Source organism: Actinomyces succiniciruminis, assembly GCF_900002405.1.
GTDB lineage: Bacteria > Actinomycetota > Actinomycetes > Actinomycetales > Actinomycetaceae > Actinomyces > Actinomyces succiniciruminis.
The window spans coordinates 1-15,821 of sequence record NZ_LK995523.1 but is presented as its reverse complement, the minus strand read 5'-3'; the positions used below and the strand labels follow the sequence as shown (position 1 = coordinate 15,821).

At 70.2% G+C, this 15,821-nt stretch carries 13 protein-coding genes, 2 tRNA genes and 1 riboswitch; of the genes, 10 read left to right on the top strand and 5 right to left on the bottom strand.

Going from position 1 to position 15,821, the window contains the following annotated elements:
- The first annotated feature begins 100 nt into the window (after positions 1-100).
- A riboswitch (cyclic di-AMP (ydaO/yuaA leader) is annotated at positions 101-260 on the top strand.
- Positions 261-265: 5 nt separating this feature from the next.
- From BN1056_RS09890 to BN1056_RS09870, 5 genes are all read left to right on the top strand, one after another.
- Positions 266-1,069, top strand: coding sequence for a C40 family peptidase (locus tag BN1056_RS09890; RefSeq protein WP_210580805.1), 804 nt, complete (start codon positions 266-268; stop codon positions 1,067-1,069).
- Between the two features lie 155 nt (positions 1,070-1,224).
- Positions 1,225-2,166 (top strand): universal stress protein, encoded by a 942-nt coding sequence (locus BN1056_RS09885; RefSeq protein WP_210580804.1) that lies wholly within the window; start codon positions 1,225-1,227, stop codon positions 2,164-2,166.
- 100 nt (positions 2,167-2,266) lie between these two features.
- Positions 2,267-2,342 (top strand) — tRNA-Arg (locus BN1056_RS09880).
- Between the two features lie 1,410 nt (positions 2,343-3,752).
- Positions 3,753-8,030: a DNA helicase gene (locus BN1056_RS09875; RefSeq protein WP_210580803.1), complete on the top strand. Its 4,278-nt coding sequence runs from the start codon at positions 3,753-3,755 to the stop codon at positions 8,028-8,030.
- Between the two features lie 3 nt (positions 8,031-8,033).
- Complete coding sequence (locus BN1056_RS09870; protein ID WP_244671638.1) at positions 8,034-8,312, top strand: transcriptional regulator; 279 nt, start codon at positions 8,034-8,036, stop codon at positions 8,310-8,312.
- A gap of 129 nt (positions 8,313-8,441) precedes the next feature.
- Here BN1056_RS09870 and mscL read toward each other — a convergent pair whose 3' ends face one another.
- The 3 genes from mscL to BN1056_RS09855 form a co-directional block, all read right to left on the bottom strand.
- On the bottom strand, positions 8,442-8,822 hold the full coding sequence (gene mscL / locus BN1056_RS09865; RefSeq protein ID WP_073329218.1) for a large conductance mechanosensitive channel protein MscL: 381 nt from the start codon (positions 8,820-8,822) through the stop codon (positions 8,442-8,444).
- 117 nt (positions 8,823-8,939) lie between these two features.
- Complete coding sequence (locus BN1056_RS09860) at positions 8,940-9,629, bottom strand: RcpC/CpaB family pilus assembly protein (protein WP_342343947.1); 690 nt, start codon at positions 9,627-9,629, stop codon at positions 8,940-8,942.
- Between the two features lie 127 nt (positions 9,630-9,756).
- The gene (locus BN1056_RS09855; protein ID WP_210580802.1) at positions 9,757-10,419 is read right to left on the bottom strand and encodes a 5-formyltetrahydrofolate cyclo-ligase; all 663 of its coding nucleotides are present in this window, start codon (positions 10,417-10,419) and stop codon (positions 9,757-9,759) included.
- A 120-nt stretch (positions 10,420-10,539) separates the two neighbouring features.
- Here BN1056_RS09855 and BN1056_RS09850 point away from each other — a divergent pair, with 120 nt between their 5' ends.
- From BN1056_RS09850 to BN1056_RS09835, 4 genes are all read left to right on the top strand, one after another.
- Positions 10,540-11,751 (top strand): molybdopterin molybdotransferase MoeA, encoded by a 1,212-nt coding sequence (locus BN1056_RS09850; protein WP_210580801.1) that lies wholly within the window; start codon positions 10,540-10,542, stop codon positions 11,749-11,751.
- Positions 11,744-12,439 (top strand): GNAT family N-acetyltransferase, encoded by a 696-nt coding sequence (locus BN1056_RS09845; protein ID WP_210580800.1) that lies wholly within the window; start codon positions 11,744-11,746, stop codon positions 12,437-12,439. The genes BN1056_RS09850 and BN1056_RS09845 overlap by 8 nt, the downstream gene beginning before the upstream one ends.
- A gap of 129 nt (positions 12,440-12,568) precedes the next feature.
- Positions 12,569-13,681 (top strand): hypothetical protein, encoded by a 1,113-nt coding sequence (locus BN1056_RS09840; protein WP_210580789.1) that lies wholly within the window; start codon positions 12,569-12,571, stop codon positions 13,679-13,681.
- Positions 13,682-13,791: 110 nt separating this feature from the next.
- A tRNA-Ala gene (locus BN1056_RS09835) sits at positions 13,792-13,864 on the top strand.
- A gap of 396 nt (positions 13,865-14,260) precedes the next feature.
- Here BN1056_RS09835 and BN1056_RS09830 read toward each other — a convergent pair.
- Positions 14,261-14,563, bottom strand: coding sequence for a YgjV family protein (locus tag BN1056_RS09830; protein ID WP_073329223.1), 303 nt, complete (start codon positions 14,561-14,563; stop codon positions 14,261-14,263).
- Between the two features lie 151 nt (positions 14,564-14,714).
- Here BN1056_RS09830 and BN1056_RS09825 point away from each other — a divergent pair, with 151 nt between their 5' ends.
- The gene (locus BN1056_RS09825; protein WP_244671637.1) at positions 14,715-15,071 is read left to right on the top strand and encodes a nuclear transport factor 2 family protein; all 357 of its coding nucleotides are present in this window, start codon (positions 14,715-14,717) and stop codon (positions 15,069-15,071) included.
- Here the strand turns inward: BN1056_RS09825 and BN1056_RS09820 are convergent.
- Positions 15,003-15,476 (bottom strand): hypothetical protein, encoded by a 474-nt coding sequence (locus BN1056_RS09820; protein WP_210580787.1) that lies wholly within the window; start codon positions 15,474-15,476, stop codon positions 15,003-15,005. The genes BN1056_RS09825 and BN1056_RS09820 overlap by 69 nt on opposite strands.
- Between the last annotated feature and the right edge of the window lie 345 nt (positions 15,477-15,821).

The following is a 15,821-nucleotide window of genomic DNA, read 5'->3' as shown; positions in this document are numbered from 1 at the left end:
TGATCCCGCCGTGACGCGGGGAGGGCTCTTCGGGTAACGTGTTCACCGTTGCGGGCGCTAGCCGCTCGCGGCGCTGGAAACGAGGCCTAATCCTGCCGCTCGGTTCCGGCAGCCATATCCCACATACCAAGGCAGGAACGGGGGAACCAAAAGCGGCTCCGGCATTGACTGGAGCCTTGGGGTGAAGCCCGCGTGATGCGGGCCGGGCGTCTCCAGTCCGAACCCGACAGCTCACCTCGTCGGCATCTCAGAGGAGAACCACTACATGACTACACGCACCTCGGCTCGGCACCGTAAGGCCGCTCGGCCGTTGACCCCGATGCACTCAGTCGCTCCGGTCGCCCGCCGTGGCTTCGCAGTGGCCGCATCCTCGGGTCTGGCCCTGGGCATGATCGCCTCCGGTGCCTCCGCCGCGAACACCAACGAGGCCGCGCAGTCCGCCGGCTCACTTGAGACTCAGGGCGTGGGTGCGCTCGCCGCCGAGGCGCGCACTGCCGTCTCCACCAATGAGGCCGTGCAGGTCGCCGAGTCCGTCTCCGTCCCCAGCGACGTCGAGAACGTGGACAACCCGACCGCCGAGGCCCCGGTCATTGAGGTCGAGGAGGAGCCCGAGGCCGAGGAGACCGAAGTCGCCGCGGACGCCGCTGACACGGACGCGACCGCAACCGCGAACGCTGCCGAGGCCAGCGCCGACGCCACCCAGGCTGCGGCCACCACCGCGGTCGCCAACCCCTCCGGCAACTCGATCGTCAACATCGCCATGCAGTACACCGGCATGGCCTACGTCTACGGCTCCAACAACCCGGCCAACGGCGGCTTCGACTGCTCCGGGCTGGTCCAGTACGTCTACGCCCAGGCCGGCATCTCCCTGCCGCGTACCTCCTATGCTCAGGGCGCCTCCGGCACGATCGTGTCCGCGGCTGCGGCCCAGCCGGGCGACATCGTCTACTACGGCGGCCACGTCGGGATTTACGCGGGCGGCGGCATGATGATCGACGCCGGCAACCCGAGCGTCGGCGTGTCCTACCGCGCCGTGTACGGCTCCCCGCAGTACGTGCGCGTGGGCTGAACCGTACGCTTAACCGCTTCCTAACGTGGGGGCGACCGGCCAGGCGGCCGGTCGCCCCCACGTGCTATCTTCAAAACGTGTTTTGGAACACGCCCGCCCGCGGGGCACAATGAGTCGGGTCGAGTACCCGATGCTCGAAGAAAGGGGCACAACCCATGGCTGAAGACAAGGTCGTCCTCGTCGGAGTTGACGGCTCACCCGAATCCCTGGAGGCGGTTGACTGGGCGGTTGACCGTGCGGCCTGCAGCGGCTGGCGCGTGCACATCCTATGCGCCTACTCCCTGCCTTCCTTTACCACCGCCTCGCTCGACGGCGGCTACGCTGCTCTGGACGACTCGGCCGTGCGCTCCGGCGCCGAAGCGGTCGTCAACGAGGCGGTAGCCCGCGCTCAGGGGCGGGGCGTAACCGTGACCAGTTCCCTGGAGACGGGAGATCCCGCCGGCGTGCTGGTTGACCTGTCCGCGGACGCCACCCTCGCCGTGGTGGGCACCCGCGGCGGTGGCGGCTTCGCCGACCGGCTGCTTGGAACCGTGTCCTCGGCGCTGCCGGCGCACAGCCGCTGCCCCGCCGTCGTGGTTCCGCGCCACACGGAGGGTTCCGCTTTCACCCCCGTGCGCCGCATTATTGTTGGCGTCGACGGTTCCGATTCGGCACGCAAGGCCTTGAGCTGGGCGGTGCGTGAAGCCGAGGCCTGGGGTGCCGAGTTGACCGCTATCGCCGCCGTCCCCATGGCTTCCGGCGCGGGGGCGCTCGCCTGGTTGCCTGCCGCCGTTGATCGCGAGCAGGTTCTCACCGATGTGCGCTCCGGCCTGGACCGGGCCATCGCCGAGGCCACCGAGGGCCACCCCGACGTCGTGGTGCGTCGCCACGCCCTGGACGGTAACGCGGCCGAACTCTTGTCTGAGTTCTCCACCGCGGTTGATCTGGTGGTGGTCGGTTCTCGCGGCCGCGGCGGCTTCTCCGGGCTGTTGCTGGGCTCGGTCAGCCAGGGTGTGCTCTCGCACGCCTCCTGCCCGATCATGGTGGTTCCCGCCCGCACCCGGGAAAAGGATGTCCGCGTGGGCCGTACTCAGACCACCCCCTGGTCGCGCGCCTGACGGCGGCGATGCCGGTCGCGCACGCGGTCGGCACCACTCGAACCGGCGACGGAATTGGGGACGGGTTGCGATCGGGTAGGATCGCAGCCGTACTCAGCCGGCCCTCGTAGCTCAGGGGATAGAGCACCGCTCTCCTAAAGCGGGTGTCGCGCGTTCGAATCGCGCCGGGGGCACCAGCCGCCTTCCCGCACAACCACGCGGAAAGCGGGCCATCAGTGCGAACGTGCTGCTTTAGGCCGGACTGCCGTGGAGACGCCGGGTTTCGGGGTTTTCGGTGCGAGCGTGCCGCTGTAGACCGGCGTGCTGTGAGGCTGCCCGCCGCCGGACCGTACTGTTCGGACCGCTTTCCTCTGTGTGGACCGTCAGCCTCCATTTGGACCGCCGTTGTGCGCCACTGGGGCGGTCCAAATCGGCTTTTCCGGTTTGGGGTGTGGTGGTTGTGGCGGGCTGCGGCAGAACTGTCACCGATGTCCTGAGCCATAACACGGGGTGGGGTGTCTGGTGTGCCGGTTGGGCGTTAACGACGCTACTTGACGTTCTGCTGTGCACCTGCGGTTCCTTCAGCAGACGGTTAACCGGCGTTGTTAACCCCGAAGCGGCGTAGCAGACCAGGAAGCGGCGTAGCAGACCAGGAAGCGGCGTAGTAGGCGGTCCCGCTTCTAGGCGAGCCTGTCGATGGGTTTGTGGGCGCAGCCGGGTCGCGTGGCGGGCGTGGGGCGAAGTGAAGGCGGCCGGTCCGCCGGGGTGGGGCCCCAGACGGGCGGCTGACCGCACATTCGGACAGGCGAGTCCCGCAGGCGCAGGAGGGATGCACCTACTTGGACCCCGTTCCCCCGGTTGGACCGCGTTCCTCCGGTTGGACCGCCTGAGACGGCGTCTAGAGCGGTCCAAGTAGAGGCTGGGCGGTCCAAATGAGGCTGGGCGGTCCATGTAGGGACAGTGGTCCGGCTATTCCCTGGCTCACAAGGCCCCTGCTCGCACCCGACCGCACCGTCGCGGCGGATGCGCTATGGCACGAGTCAGACCCGAACCTCACAACATCTGGCACTCCCGGAAGCCATAAGACCCGACAGCGCTGAAAGCATGAGACAACACAGCCCTCCCGGGCAGCGTCTTCGGCGGCTGGCCGGCGTCGTGAAGGTCTATCCCGCGTCGTCGACGACCGTCCGGCCGGCGGCGAGGGCGTCCCCGCCCGGGCCGACGACGTCCTCGGCGACCCGAACACGTCCTTGTACGTCCGAGAACGTCCTCGCCGACCCGAGAACGACCTGCGCTGGCCGAACACGTCCTCGTCAGCCCGAAACCCTCCCGAACGTGGAGGGTTTGGGGCCGATGAGGTCGTATTCGGCGCGTCGGCACCCACCGAGAACGACCTCGCCGACCCGAACATGACCTCCTACACCCGAGAACGACCACCCACATCGCAGCCCCGACCCGAACCACCACATCCACAAACATGAAGAACCCATTAGGCAGGCGGCTTTTCGTTGTGCCGGTGTGGCTCCGTAGGGGACATCGGCGCAGATCCCCGCGCCATCGGTGAGTCGGCGCCGCCCGCCGCGGCCGGGCGGATATCGTGAGGAAATATGACGCCTCCACTGTTCTCTCTGGGCCGCAACCGGCACGACGCCGGGGCACAGACGCGCGACCCCGAGGACGCCGACCTGCCCGCGGAGTCCACCGCGGCCACGCAGTCCGGTGGCACCCCGGTGTCGGACGCCGAGCGTCGGGCCCGTATCGACGCGGCCCTCGAAGACTGGCGCCAGGAACTGGCCGACCTCGGCGGCACCTCCAGCCTCGACGCCTTCTCAGACCGCGACGGCATTGTCGACCTGACCGCCGCCCACCCCTCCGGCCTCGCCCAGCTGTACGCAGGCCGCCCCACCCACCTGGGCAGCCTCGTGCGCGAGCGCGTCGCACTCGGCATCGCCCGGCAGTCTCTGCGTGAACTCGCCAGCCGCACCGACCAGCTCTCCCGTCGGTTCGGCGTGGCTCCCGTGTACCTGGCCATCGGCGTGGCCGGCTGGACCGAGCCGGTACCCACAGCGGATGACGACGACGTCTTCCCCGCGTCCAGCCCGGCAGACGACGCTGCCTTAGCCGGCCCCGACGCCGCACAAGCCGCCACGAACGCCGAGGCTGACGCCTCCGTCGATGGCAGCACCGATCCGGAGGCTCCCGAAGCGGCGCCCTCCGCCACGCCTGCCGCCGACGTGACCGACACCGACGCGCCCTCCGACCGGCCGGTCGCCGTGCGCACCGTCAGCGCCCCCGTGCTACTGCGGCCGGTGCGGCTGTCCAGTGCCGGCGCGGATGCCGCCATCACATTGGACACGTCGATCGAGGTCAACCCGGTCCTGACGCGGGCACTGCGTCGCCACGGCTGCACGGTGGACGTCGACGTCGTCGCCCGCGCCACCCTGGCCGACGACGGCTTCACCCCGCGCGACGCGCTCAGCGGCATCGGCTCGCTCGGACGCGAGTTCCTGCCCGGCTTCGAGATCCACGAGCGGCTCGTTGTCGGCGCCTTCGTCCACCCCGGGCAGGCGCTCCTCGAGGACTTTGACGCCACCGTCGACCGCGCCCGTACCTCTGCGCTCGTGGCCGCGCTCGCCGGCGACGCCGAGGCCCGGGCCGCCCTGGATGTGGCCCTGCCTGAGCCCAACCCCACCGACCGCGCACCCGAAAGCGAGCGGGGCGTGGGCGACCTGGATCCGGCTCAACTCGACGCCGTCGAGGCGGTGGGCTCCGGCGCCTCCCTGCTGCTGGATGCGCCACCCGGCTCCGACGTGGCCGCCGTCCTCGCCGCCATCATGGCCGACGCCGCCGCCCTGGGCCGCACCGTGCTGCACGTGCCCGCCACCAGCGCCGACGGGCACGCCGTAGCCGCCGCCCTGCGCGAACTCGGCCTGGGCTCCATCGTGATCGACCTCACCGAGGACCCCGCCTGGCGGCGTCACGCGGCCGAGGAAATCAAGACCGCCATGGGCGTCAACGTTCCCGACCTGGATGTGACCGCCATTGTCGGCATGCGCAACCGCCTGACCTCCGTGCGCGAGAAGCTCTCCCGCTACGTGACCGCCCTGCACAAGCCGCGCGAACCGTGGGGTGCCTCCGCCTACGACGCGCTGCAGCAACTCGCCGAGCTCACCTCCGGGCGCGCCCGCACCAACGCCCGCGTCGCCCCCGGACACCTGGAGCGCCTGAACGCCGACGGACGCCGGCGCGCGTCCGAACTGCTGCACCGAGCCCACGCGCTCGGCCTGTTCACCTCCGCCCTGGCGGATTCGGCCTGGAATGGTATGGCCGTGGCCGACGTCGACGAGGCCACCGACGCGCTGGCCCGATTGACCCGGCTTGCCGACGAGCTGCTGCCCGCCGTCGGTGAGCATATTGAGGCGGTGCACACCTCCACCGGCATCACCCGCGCCGAAACGCTCGGCCAGTGGTGCGAGCAGCTGGAAATGCTCGACGGCGTGCGCGACTCCCTGGACGTCTTCTTGCCCGAGGTCTTCGAACGCTCTGCGGCCGACATGGTCATTGCCACCGCCTCGAAGCACTGGCGCCAGGAGCACAGCGTGGAGATGGGCTATGCGGCCCGGCGCCGGTTCGTCAAGCAGGCGCGGGACCTGGTGCGCCCCGGGCGGGAAGTGGCCGACCTGCACGGGGAGCTGGCCAAGGTGCAGCAGCGCCGCGAGGTGTGGCGCCGCTACGACCCCGAGGGCGGCTGGCCGCACCTGCCGCAGGGACTGGACCAGATGCAGCGTGTGGCCGAACGCGCCCGCGACGCCGTGACCGCGCTGCAGCCGATCGTTGGCGCGGACCTGGTCCTGATGGACCTGCCGCTGACCGAGTTGGAGCAGCGCGCCCGCGTGCTGGCTGCCGACGACGTCACCGTCCACAAGCTCCCGGAGATCAACCGCGTGGTCACCGCCCTCAGCGATCTGGGTCTGACCCCGCTGCTGGACGACCTGGCGGCGCGCGATGTGGAACCGGCACAGATTGATGACGAGCTCACCTACTGCTGGTGGTACTCCCTGCTCGGGCAGATCATGAAAGACGACCCCGACCTGGGCGGACTGGACGCGGACGCCCTCAACGACCTCGCCGTATCCCTGCGCGAGCTGGACGCCTCTCAGGCCGACTCTCTGGCCGGCCCCGTCGCCCAGGCCTGCACCCGCCGCGTCCGTGAGACCGTCGACGCCGACAAGGACGCCGCCCGCAGCCTGTACCGTGCCCTCTCGCTGGAGGAGGGGGTGCCACTGCGCGACATCATTGCCGCCCACCCGCTGGCCCTGGTCGCCAAGCCCGTGTGGATCATTCCGCCCACGCTGGTGCCGCAGGTGTTCACCGCCGACGCCGTGGTGGACCTGGCGATCCTGGACGCCTCCGCCCACGTGCCGGTGTCCCGGGTCATGCCTGCCTTCGTGCGCGCCGAGCAGGTGCTCGTCGTCGGCGATCCCCGCCGCTCAACCTCCGGGCTGGCCTCCGAACTCGGCCCGCTGCTGCCGCGGGTGACGCTGCCGACCGGCCGCAACACCCTGGACGCGGAGATTGCCGGCTTCCTCGCCGCCAACGGCTACGACGACGTCGTTGAGGCGATCCCGGCGCCGCCGGGACGCTCCCGCCTGTCTCTTTCCCTGGTCGACGGCCGGGGCATGCCCGCTCCGGGGCACACCGCCGTTGAGTCGGTTCCCGCGGAGGTCAACCGGGTGGTCGACCTGATCATCGACCACGCCCTGACCCACCCCGAGCAGTCCCTCGGCGTCATCGCGCTCAACGCCCGACACGCCGAGGAGATCCGCCGCGCCACGACCGCCGCCGTTGCCGGCTCGCCGGCCCTGGCCGACTACTTCGAGACGGGCGTATCCGAGCCCTTCGTCGTCGTGGACCTGGGGGAGGCGCGCTCGCTGCGCCGCGACCACATCATCGTCTCTGTCGGCTACGCCAAGACTCCGCACGGGCGCACGATCCACAACTTCGGGGAGGTTAGCGACGTCGGGGGCATGGTCGGCCTTGTGGACGCGCTGTGCGCCTCGCGCGGCAGCACCCAGGTCGTGTCCTGCCTGGGACCCGACGACATCGACGCCGAGCGCCTGCACGCTCCCGGTGCCCGACTGCTGCGCGAGGTGCTTGTGCATGCCGCCGACTCCGGCGCGCAGTACCCGCAGCAGGAGGAGGTCGCTCCCGAGCGGCTGCTCGTCGAGCTGGCCGAGCACCTGTGGCGCAAGGGGCTGGTGGTGGTGCCCCGCTACGGCATTGAAGGCGGGGTGCGCATTCCGCTGGCCATCGGCCACCCGGACCTGCCGGGTGAGTTGCTGGTCGCCGTGCTTACCGACGACGAGCAGTACGTGGCGGAGCGGAGCCTGCGCCGGCGTGACCGGCATTGGGTGGAGCGGCTCCAGCAGCGCGGCTGGCGCGTGCACATGGCCTACTCCGCGGGCGTGTTCGTCGACGTGGAGGGGGAGGCGAGCAAGATCGAGGCGCAGGTGCTTGCGGTGCTCGCCTCCCGCACCGAGACCGCGACGGCCGCCCCCTTGACGCAGCATGTGGAGGACGCCGAAGCCCATCCCGCCGAACCGGCGGAGTCAAGCGCGACCGGAGAGTCGGAGGAGACGGCTTCCCCGCACCAGACCCTGCTCGACGCGCCCGTGCGCGGCGAACGCCCGCCGATCGCGCAGGGGCTGCCGCTACAGGCCTACTCCGACGACCAGCTCGACGAGCTCGTCGCCTGGATCCGCTCCGACGGCGTACAGCGCAGCGAGGCCGAGGAGGTCGAGCAGCTGCGCGAGGCGCTGGCCCTGACCCGCCATGGGGCCGGGATCGACGCCGTGCTGGCCAACGCCGTGCGCCGGAGCCGCTGAACGATGGGCGATTCGCGTACACACGACGCGGATGAGGCGCCCGACGTGGCGGGGGCCGGTAGCAGGCGTGGTAGGCGTCGCGTCGTCGCGCTGTCCCCACAGGACGCGGTTCGCGTGGCCCGGGGCGAGGCACCGCAGGCGCAGGCGGAGGCGGAGCGTCGACGCGGCACGGACGCGCTCACCGACGCCCGTTCTCGCGAGGGCGGGGTCAATGGCCGTGAGGGCTCCGATCACGCCAATGACGCCCGGCTGCTGCGCGAAGTGCCACCCCACTGGGGCTGAGCCGCCCGCAGCGGCGAAGGCCGCGCGCGGACAAAATGAAGTGGCGCCCGCCGTAAGACGGACGCCACTTCGTTTCTCCTGGCTCCGACCGTCGGCGTCACGGCCGACCGGTGGGAGCCAGTGATCGGCTCAGCCCTGCTGCTTGAGCAGGTCGCGGATCTCGGTCAGCAGCTCGACGTCGGTGGGCTCGGCGGCCTCCTCCTCTTCCTTCTTCAGACGCGCGGTGAGCTTGTTCATCGGCGCGACGACGCAGAAGTAGACGGCGGCGGCGACGAGCAGGAAGTTGACGAGCGCGGTGATGATCGTGCCCGGCTGGATCGGGTCGGAGCCGTTGATGGAGAACTGCAACACGGAGTTGAAGTTCGGCTGCTTCACCAGGGCGCCGATGATGCCCATGATGACGTCGGTGATGGCCTGAACGATGGGGGCGAAGGCGCCACCGATGATGACGGCGACGGCCAGTTCCAGGACGTTGCCCTGGGCGATGAACTCCTTGAATCCCTTGAGCATGTGGTGCCTTTCGGTGTGGAGCGAGGGCGCAGGTGTGCCACTCGCGGAAGTCACGGTGCGGGAGCGACTCGGCAGCCCGGGGACGGGCCGCGGCCGCATGGCAAGAGGCGGGCGACGTCATGGGCTCAGCACAATGCCGAGCGCACCATTCGTGGCCGCGCCTACGATTAGGTTAGCGTCCACCGCCGGGACAGCAAGCGTAACGAGTGTGACCTTCGTCTGTGCGGTCCACCGGTCGGTATCGCCCTCCTGCTGCGTGAGCACCACCCGCGCGCCCGCACACACGACGGCGGAGGAGTTGCCCGCGTCGCCGACGGCCGCCGCGGCGCTGCGCTCGGCCACCACATCTACCCGCGCTCCGGGCTCCGCCAACTCCGCTCCAACATCGATGGGCACCTGCACCAGCCGCTCCGACGGCGTCAGGGTGGTGGCCAGGGCCGCACTCGTCATGGACGTGGTCAGCACCGTGCCCTCCTCCAGGGCGATCGCGGCGCGACTGCCCACCACGTCCGTGTCGGCCAGGCCGGTCTCGGGCAGGGCGGACTGCGCCACCGCCCGCATCTCAATGTCCGCCTCGGTCAGCACGGCACCGGCGTTGACGTGGCGGGCCGCTACAAGCACCTCCTGCAGACCCTCCGGTGCCGGGCGGAGCACGCCGAGCGCCGCCATCACGGCGGCGGCCAGACAGACGGCGACCACCAGGTGGCGTTGCCGCCACAGCAGCAGGGACGGGCGCGTCAGGCGGCGCCCACCGGGTTGTGGGGAGCGGTTGGAACGAGGCGTGCGGCCGGGGCGAGGGCGAGACATGGACTCAAAGTGGCACAGCGCGCTCACGCGCGTGCCGGCCCTGTGAATGGGGCGGGCGTGGGGTGTCGCCAACCGCCCCTGTGGACTGCGGTGACAGCGCGGCCGCGGCGAGGGGTGCCGGCGGCGGTCAGTCCTGGTCGGTGGGGGTGCCGGCGAAGGCCGAGCCCTCCAGCAGGAACCACTCGTCGGGAGTGATGACGACGTCGACGGGTGCATCGTGCGCCTGGGTCGGCAACGGCCCGGCCACCAGCTCGTCGTCGTGCACCACCGCGAACACCGGCACGCCGACGCGGCGCAGTGGCAGTACCCGGTCGTACCAGCCGCCGCCCTGGCCCAGTCGCCGGCCCGAGCGGTCGACGGCGAGTGCCGGCACGATCACGGCCTCGGCGTCGGCAATGGCGGCGGCGGGCAGCACCTCGCCGCTCGGCTCCGGCGGGCGGCCGGGGGAGCGCTCCGCCAGGTCGGCGACCCCGTGGAAGTAGCCCCAGGAGCGCGCCAGGTGCGGGCCGAGCACGGGCAACAGCACGCGCGTGCCGGATTCTTCAAGTTGTTGCAGTAGCAGTCGGGTGCACGGCTCGTGGCCCACGGACACGTAGGCGGCCACCGTGTCCATGCCGGAGATGGCCTGGAGGATATGGGCGGTGAGCCGCTCACAGGTGTCATTGTGACCGTGCTCGGGGTGGCGGTGGTGGGCGGCGCGGTGCTCGCGCAGAACGCGGCGCAGTTGCTCCTTGGCGTCGTCGGCCGCCAGTGAACTGGTGTCTGGCAGGACGCGTGCCCGAGTGCTCATGACTGCATTATCGCAGGTGGTCCGCAACCCGGTTTGCTGCCGGGCCGTCCGACGCGGCCAGGTAGCCTGGTGCGCGGTACGCCCGGGAACACGGCCGGGCAGGAGGAGGACGAAGCCCACATGCGCACTGTTGCTGAGCACCTGGCGGCCTGCCTGGAGATCGCCCGGGCCGCGGCCCCCCTGGACGTGGTGCTGCTGGACGCGGTCGGCTGCGTGCTGGCCGAGGACGTCGTCGCCGACCTTGACCTGCCCGCGGTAGACCTGGCCGGACTGGACGGCTATGCGGTCGCCGCCGCCGACGTCGCCGATGCCGCGGCCGGAAGCCCCGTCACCCTGGAGGTGATGGATGCCGTGCGCGCCGGCGACATGCGCCCCACCCGCCTGGTGCCGGGCGCGGCCATCCTCATCGACTCCGGCGCCCCGCTACCACTGGGCGCCGACGCCGTGGTGCCGTGGGCGGACACGGACCGCGGTGAATCCCGCGTGCAGGTGCGGGCGATGGTGACCGCCGGAGAGAACGTGCGCCGTCGGGCCGAGGACGTGCAGGCTGGCACCACCGTGCTGCCGCAGGGCTCGCGCATTTCGGCGCGTCAGATCGCGCTGCTGGCCGGTATCGGCCGCCACCGGGTCAAGGTGCATCCGGCGCCGCGCGTGGTCATCATCTCCGTCGGGGACGAACTCGTTGAGCCCGACGGCGCCCGCGAGGCCGGCGACGTTTTCGACGCCAACGGCCACGCCCTGGCGTGCGCCGTCACCGATGCCGGCGGCCAGGCCTTCCGGGTGGCGGCGGTGCCCGACGAACTGGGGGCGCTGGCGGAGACCATCGAGGACCAGTTGGTGCGCGCCGACGTGCTCATCACCACCGGCGGCCTGAGTGTGGGCCAGGGCGACACGGTCAAGGACGTGCTGACGCCCCTGGGTACGGTGCGCTTCGACTCCGTGGCCATGTCGCCGGGACGCCAGCTGGGCGTGGGCACGATCGAGGGCACACCGATCTTTTGCCTGCCCGGGGACCCCGTGAGCGCGCAGATCGCCTTCGAGACCTTCATTCGCCCGGTGCTGCGGCAGATCGCCGGCTGGCAGGACCTGCATCGCGCCTCGGTGCCCGCGACGCTCGCTTCCGGCTGGCACTCGCCGGCCCGCAAGCGGCAGTTCGTGCCCGTACACCTGAGCGGTTCGCCGGCGCGCGGCTACACCGCCGAGCCGACGGGGCGGCCGGGCAGCACGCGTCTACTGGCGCTGGCCCAGGCCAATGCGATCGCCGTCGTCCCCGAAGACACGCAGACCATCGTCGCCGGCGACACGCTGTACTGCCTGCTGCTCGATGCCTGACCTCCGCTTACCGACGGCGATTGGACACCTCGGCGATCTGTTGCACCCGGGCGGGCACCGCTTCCCCTGGCCGGAGGTTCTGACCGAGTCGGGGGTGAGCGCGCGCGGCCTGGCGCGCGGGCCGCGCACCGTGACGCTGCGCCCCATCCGCGTGGGCGACGAGTCGGCCTGGCGACGGCTGCGCCTGGCCGACGACGCCCGACTGACCCCCTGGGAGGCGACGCTGCCGCCGGACAGCCCCGACGCCCTAGGCAGCTTCCGCGACTATGTGCGCGCCCAGAACCGACTTGCGCGCCGCGGCGAGGCCATGCCCTTCGTGCTGGAGGTGGACGGCGTGTTCGCGGGGCAGGTGTCGGTTTCCTCCATCCGCTGGGGGGCGCTGGAGTGCGCGAGCGTGGGCTACTGGATCGGCGCCCCGTGGGAGGGACGCGGAGTAATGACCCTGGCAGTGGCGATGGTGCTGGACCATCTCCTTGGCGCCCGGGTCGGTCTGCACCGGGTGGAGATCGACGTGCGCCCGAGCAATGCGCGCAGCCTGGCCGTGTGCCGGCGCCTCGGACTGCACTCCGAGGGGGTGCGGCGGGGGCTGATGCACATTAACGGGCAGTGGGCGGATCATGTCACCTTCGCCGTCGTCGCGGAGGACGCCCCGGCAGGCGGATTCGTGGGGCGGCTGAGGCAAGTGTGAAAGCTGTTGCACGGGTGATGCGGGCCGGGGATTCGGAACGGAATTGCTAATGGAATCGCGGCCACAACCGGCGCCAACACGCCGCGGTCGTGCCCGAATTCCGCCGCCCGTGCCCTTTACGGTTAAGCCGTGGGAATCGAAACGTGGGCGCTGCTTGCACTCGTTGCGGTTCTCGCCGTGTACCTACTGCCATTCCTGGTCGGGCGCCGCGAGGCGATGAGCATGGCCAATGCGGAGGACCGCTACTCCTCGGGGCTGCGGCTTCTGGCAACGGGGAGCGCAGCCGTCTCCGGGGAGGGCTGCGGCGGTGGGCACGCCATGATCTTTCGACGCCGACCGGAGGTGAGGGCGATGAACAGGCCCGAAGTCAGGAATGTGCGGGCGCTGCGCAAGGAACGTGAGCTCGTGCGCCTGCGCCAGGCGCATGAGCGCGCTCGTGAGCACCGCCGGGTGGCCGCCTCCCACCGCGCCACGGTCGCGCTGATCCTGCTCGGCGTCACGGCGGGCACAGTCGTGGTTGCCGCGGTTTCTGCGATGCCGTGGTGGGTTGTTGCCATTCCCGGTGCACTGCTCGGAGGATCCGCGCTCGCGGGACGACGGGCGGCGCGCGCCTCGGCGGCCTCCGACCGGCGTGAGCGTCGTCGTATTGCCGCACTCGAACGGGAACTGACGGCGCTGACCGGCAGCTCCGCCGCGAGCCGGTTGCTTGCGGACGCGTCTGTAAAGGCGGATGAGCAGGCCCAGCCACGGCCGGACGCCGAGGCCCCGGCTCAAGAGACGGCTGCGCAGGTGACAGGCGCGCAGGAGACGAAAGCCGCGGCGGTGGCATCCGACGCCGTCGAACGCGACGAGCCCGCCGTAGCAGCCGGTGCCCAGGAGGGATCGGAGCCGAGCGATAAGGCGACTCCGGCGGAGGCTTCCACCGAGGAGCCCACTGCGACCCCCGAGGCCGTCGATGCTGAAACGCGCGGCGACCAGCGCGAGGCGAAGGCTCCGGCGACGCCGCCGCAGGGCTGGCACCCGGTCAGCGTTCCGGCGCCGACCTACACGCTGGCCGCCCGCGCTCCGCGTCGTAGCTATGAGCCACCCGCGGAGGAGCCCTTCGACTCTGCGCCGGTTCCCGAGCGTCCGCGCAGCGCGCACGCCTACCCCATCGCCGATCCCGAGGTGGGGGCGGATGAGCCGGTGTTCCACCCCATCGACCTGGAGGCGGTGCTGGAACGGCGTCGCGCCGGCGCCTGAAACGCGGCCGGGGGCGGCAACGGTTTCCGGTGCCGGCTGTCGGTGGCGTGAGTCACGGCGCCCCGACTTGCGGGCCGCCGCGGCTGCGGTGCTACCATCTACCGTGCTCAGGGGCTATGGCGCAGTTGGTAGCGCGTCTCGTTCGCAATGAGAAGGTCGGGGGTTCGAATCCCCCTAGCTCCACCGCTGAAGTGGAATTGATCGTCCCGCCCGGTTGACCGGGTGGGACGATTCCTTGTTTCAGGCGCCGGTATGGCACTCCTGCGGGGTCGTTGGCGTGGTCGTGGCGGTTTAGGGCGACGCGCCGGGGCCTCCTCGGTATCAGGCGAGGTGGCGGCCAAGCTCTCAGCCGCTGCCGCTGGCACTGGCGCCGGATAGACCACTTGGCTGTGCCTGCCGTCCGTTCAGTCAATGAACAACGCTGCGGTATGCGCCGACCGCCCGGCCCCATCGCTGATGCTGCTCGCGCTGCGGCGGGGGCCAGGCTGTGGTTGGTGCACCGGCACTGCTTCGCGCTTGCGACCCGTTTCTGCCGCCGTACTTGGCTTGCTTCTGACCGCGTCGACGTCGTCCATGCGGTCAATCCTCCGACAGCACATCCTCCACTGAGGGGCGTTCATCGCGGTGCGTAGCCGGCGCGGAATCGGCCGTCAGCGGAGCGGTGCCGCGCAGCCGCAGCAGCCAGTACAGGTCGATGAGTGCGATGGTGGCGTTCATGCCCACGGCGGGCCAAACCCCTAGGACCACGTTGTACGCGGTGGCTATGAGTGAGCCGGTGAGGTTGAGGCCGCGGAAGGTGCGCTGATTAGCTACCACGAGCGAGATGACGACGAGACCGGATCCGATCCATCCGATGATTTCGAGGACTGTACGAGTGTCCACGTAAGCTCCTGGCCCTGCCCGGCTGGTCAATGCCTTAGCACTGCCTTGGCACTGGTCGAGTCTGAACGCCTCGCTGCCGGGGCGCTAAAGACTATCCGGGTGTCGCATACCGGGCAAGGTGCTCCAGTACGCCTGCTTGTAGGATCACAGCGTGGAGGCGCTGTCGGACCGCGAGCTGGAGTCGATCGTGGCGCGCTTCTTCGTCGCGGAGAACGCGAGGGATTGGCGTGCGTATGCCACGTTCCTACACCCCCAAGTCGAGTGGACTCTGATCGACGGCAGCCGTGAGCGCAAGATCGTTGGGAAAGAGCGGTACCTGCGTGCAATCAAGTCCGCTTACGCGAACTCCGCCACCACGTTCCGTTGTGTTGAGGCGATGAGTGATCGTGAACGGCGACTGATTGCGACGATGTTGGTCAATGATGACGGTGAGCGATCCCTAGACGTGTTCGTCATCGAGGACGGGCTCATCCGGCGTGAGTGGGAGTTCCCGCTGGGACGCAGATGAGCACGTGTGGGCGGCGGGGATGCCGAGAACGGTGTCGGTCGTGAGCTGGTGCCAGGCCAGGCCGATGCCGTCGACTTGTGCCAAGGCGTTGAAGACGGCGTCCGCACCGGCTTGAATTCCATCGGAGACGTCCTCGCCCCCGGACACGATGTCGATGGAGCTGACCGTGGCAGACGGATCGCCGGCGACTGGGAACACGGCCCAGCCTTCACGCCCCTGCACGCCCTTGGCATCGGTGGGGAGTGTCGCGAGAAATCGCTCCAGGGCGTGTGCAGCCAACTGTGGCGTGGGGTGGGAGACGGACACCCTCAGAATCGCCGCAGCTGTCGGATCGCGCCGGTGCCACAGCCAGTCGTAGTCCACCGCGTAGCGTTCGCGGTCGCCGCCGGAGGAGCGAGGAGCCATGCGGTTACCCTAACTGTGGCCGCGGAGCGGTGGCGGCACCTGAGTGCCGGACGTCACTTCCAACCTGTTTGACGTCCTCCCGGCGGATATGCCTAAATTACTCCTCGCTGCCGCGCGAGCCTGCGGGCGAGTGCGGTGGCATGGAGAAATAGATAGTCGGGCTGCGGCATCATCGATGTCGGCGACGGACTCGAAAGAGACCGGGATCACCGATTTCGAGCTTGACGAGCGTCAGACGGTCCGGCTAATCTACTCCAGGCCTTGAGGGAAGAGGAGAGCCGGACGGCTTTCCAAACCCTCTTGGGTGTGTTGTTTGGGATCTCGATAGTGTGTCGTGTTTGTTTG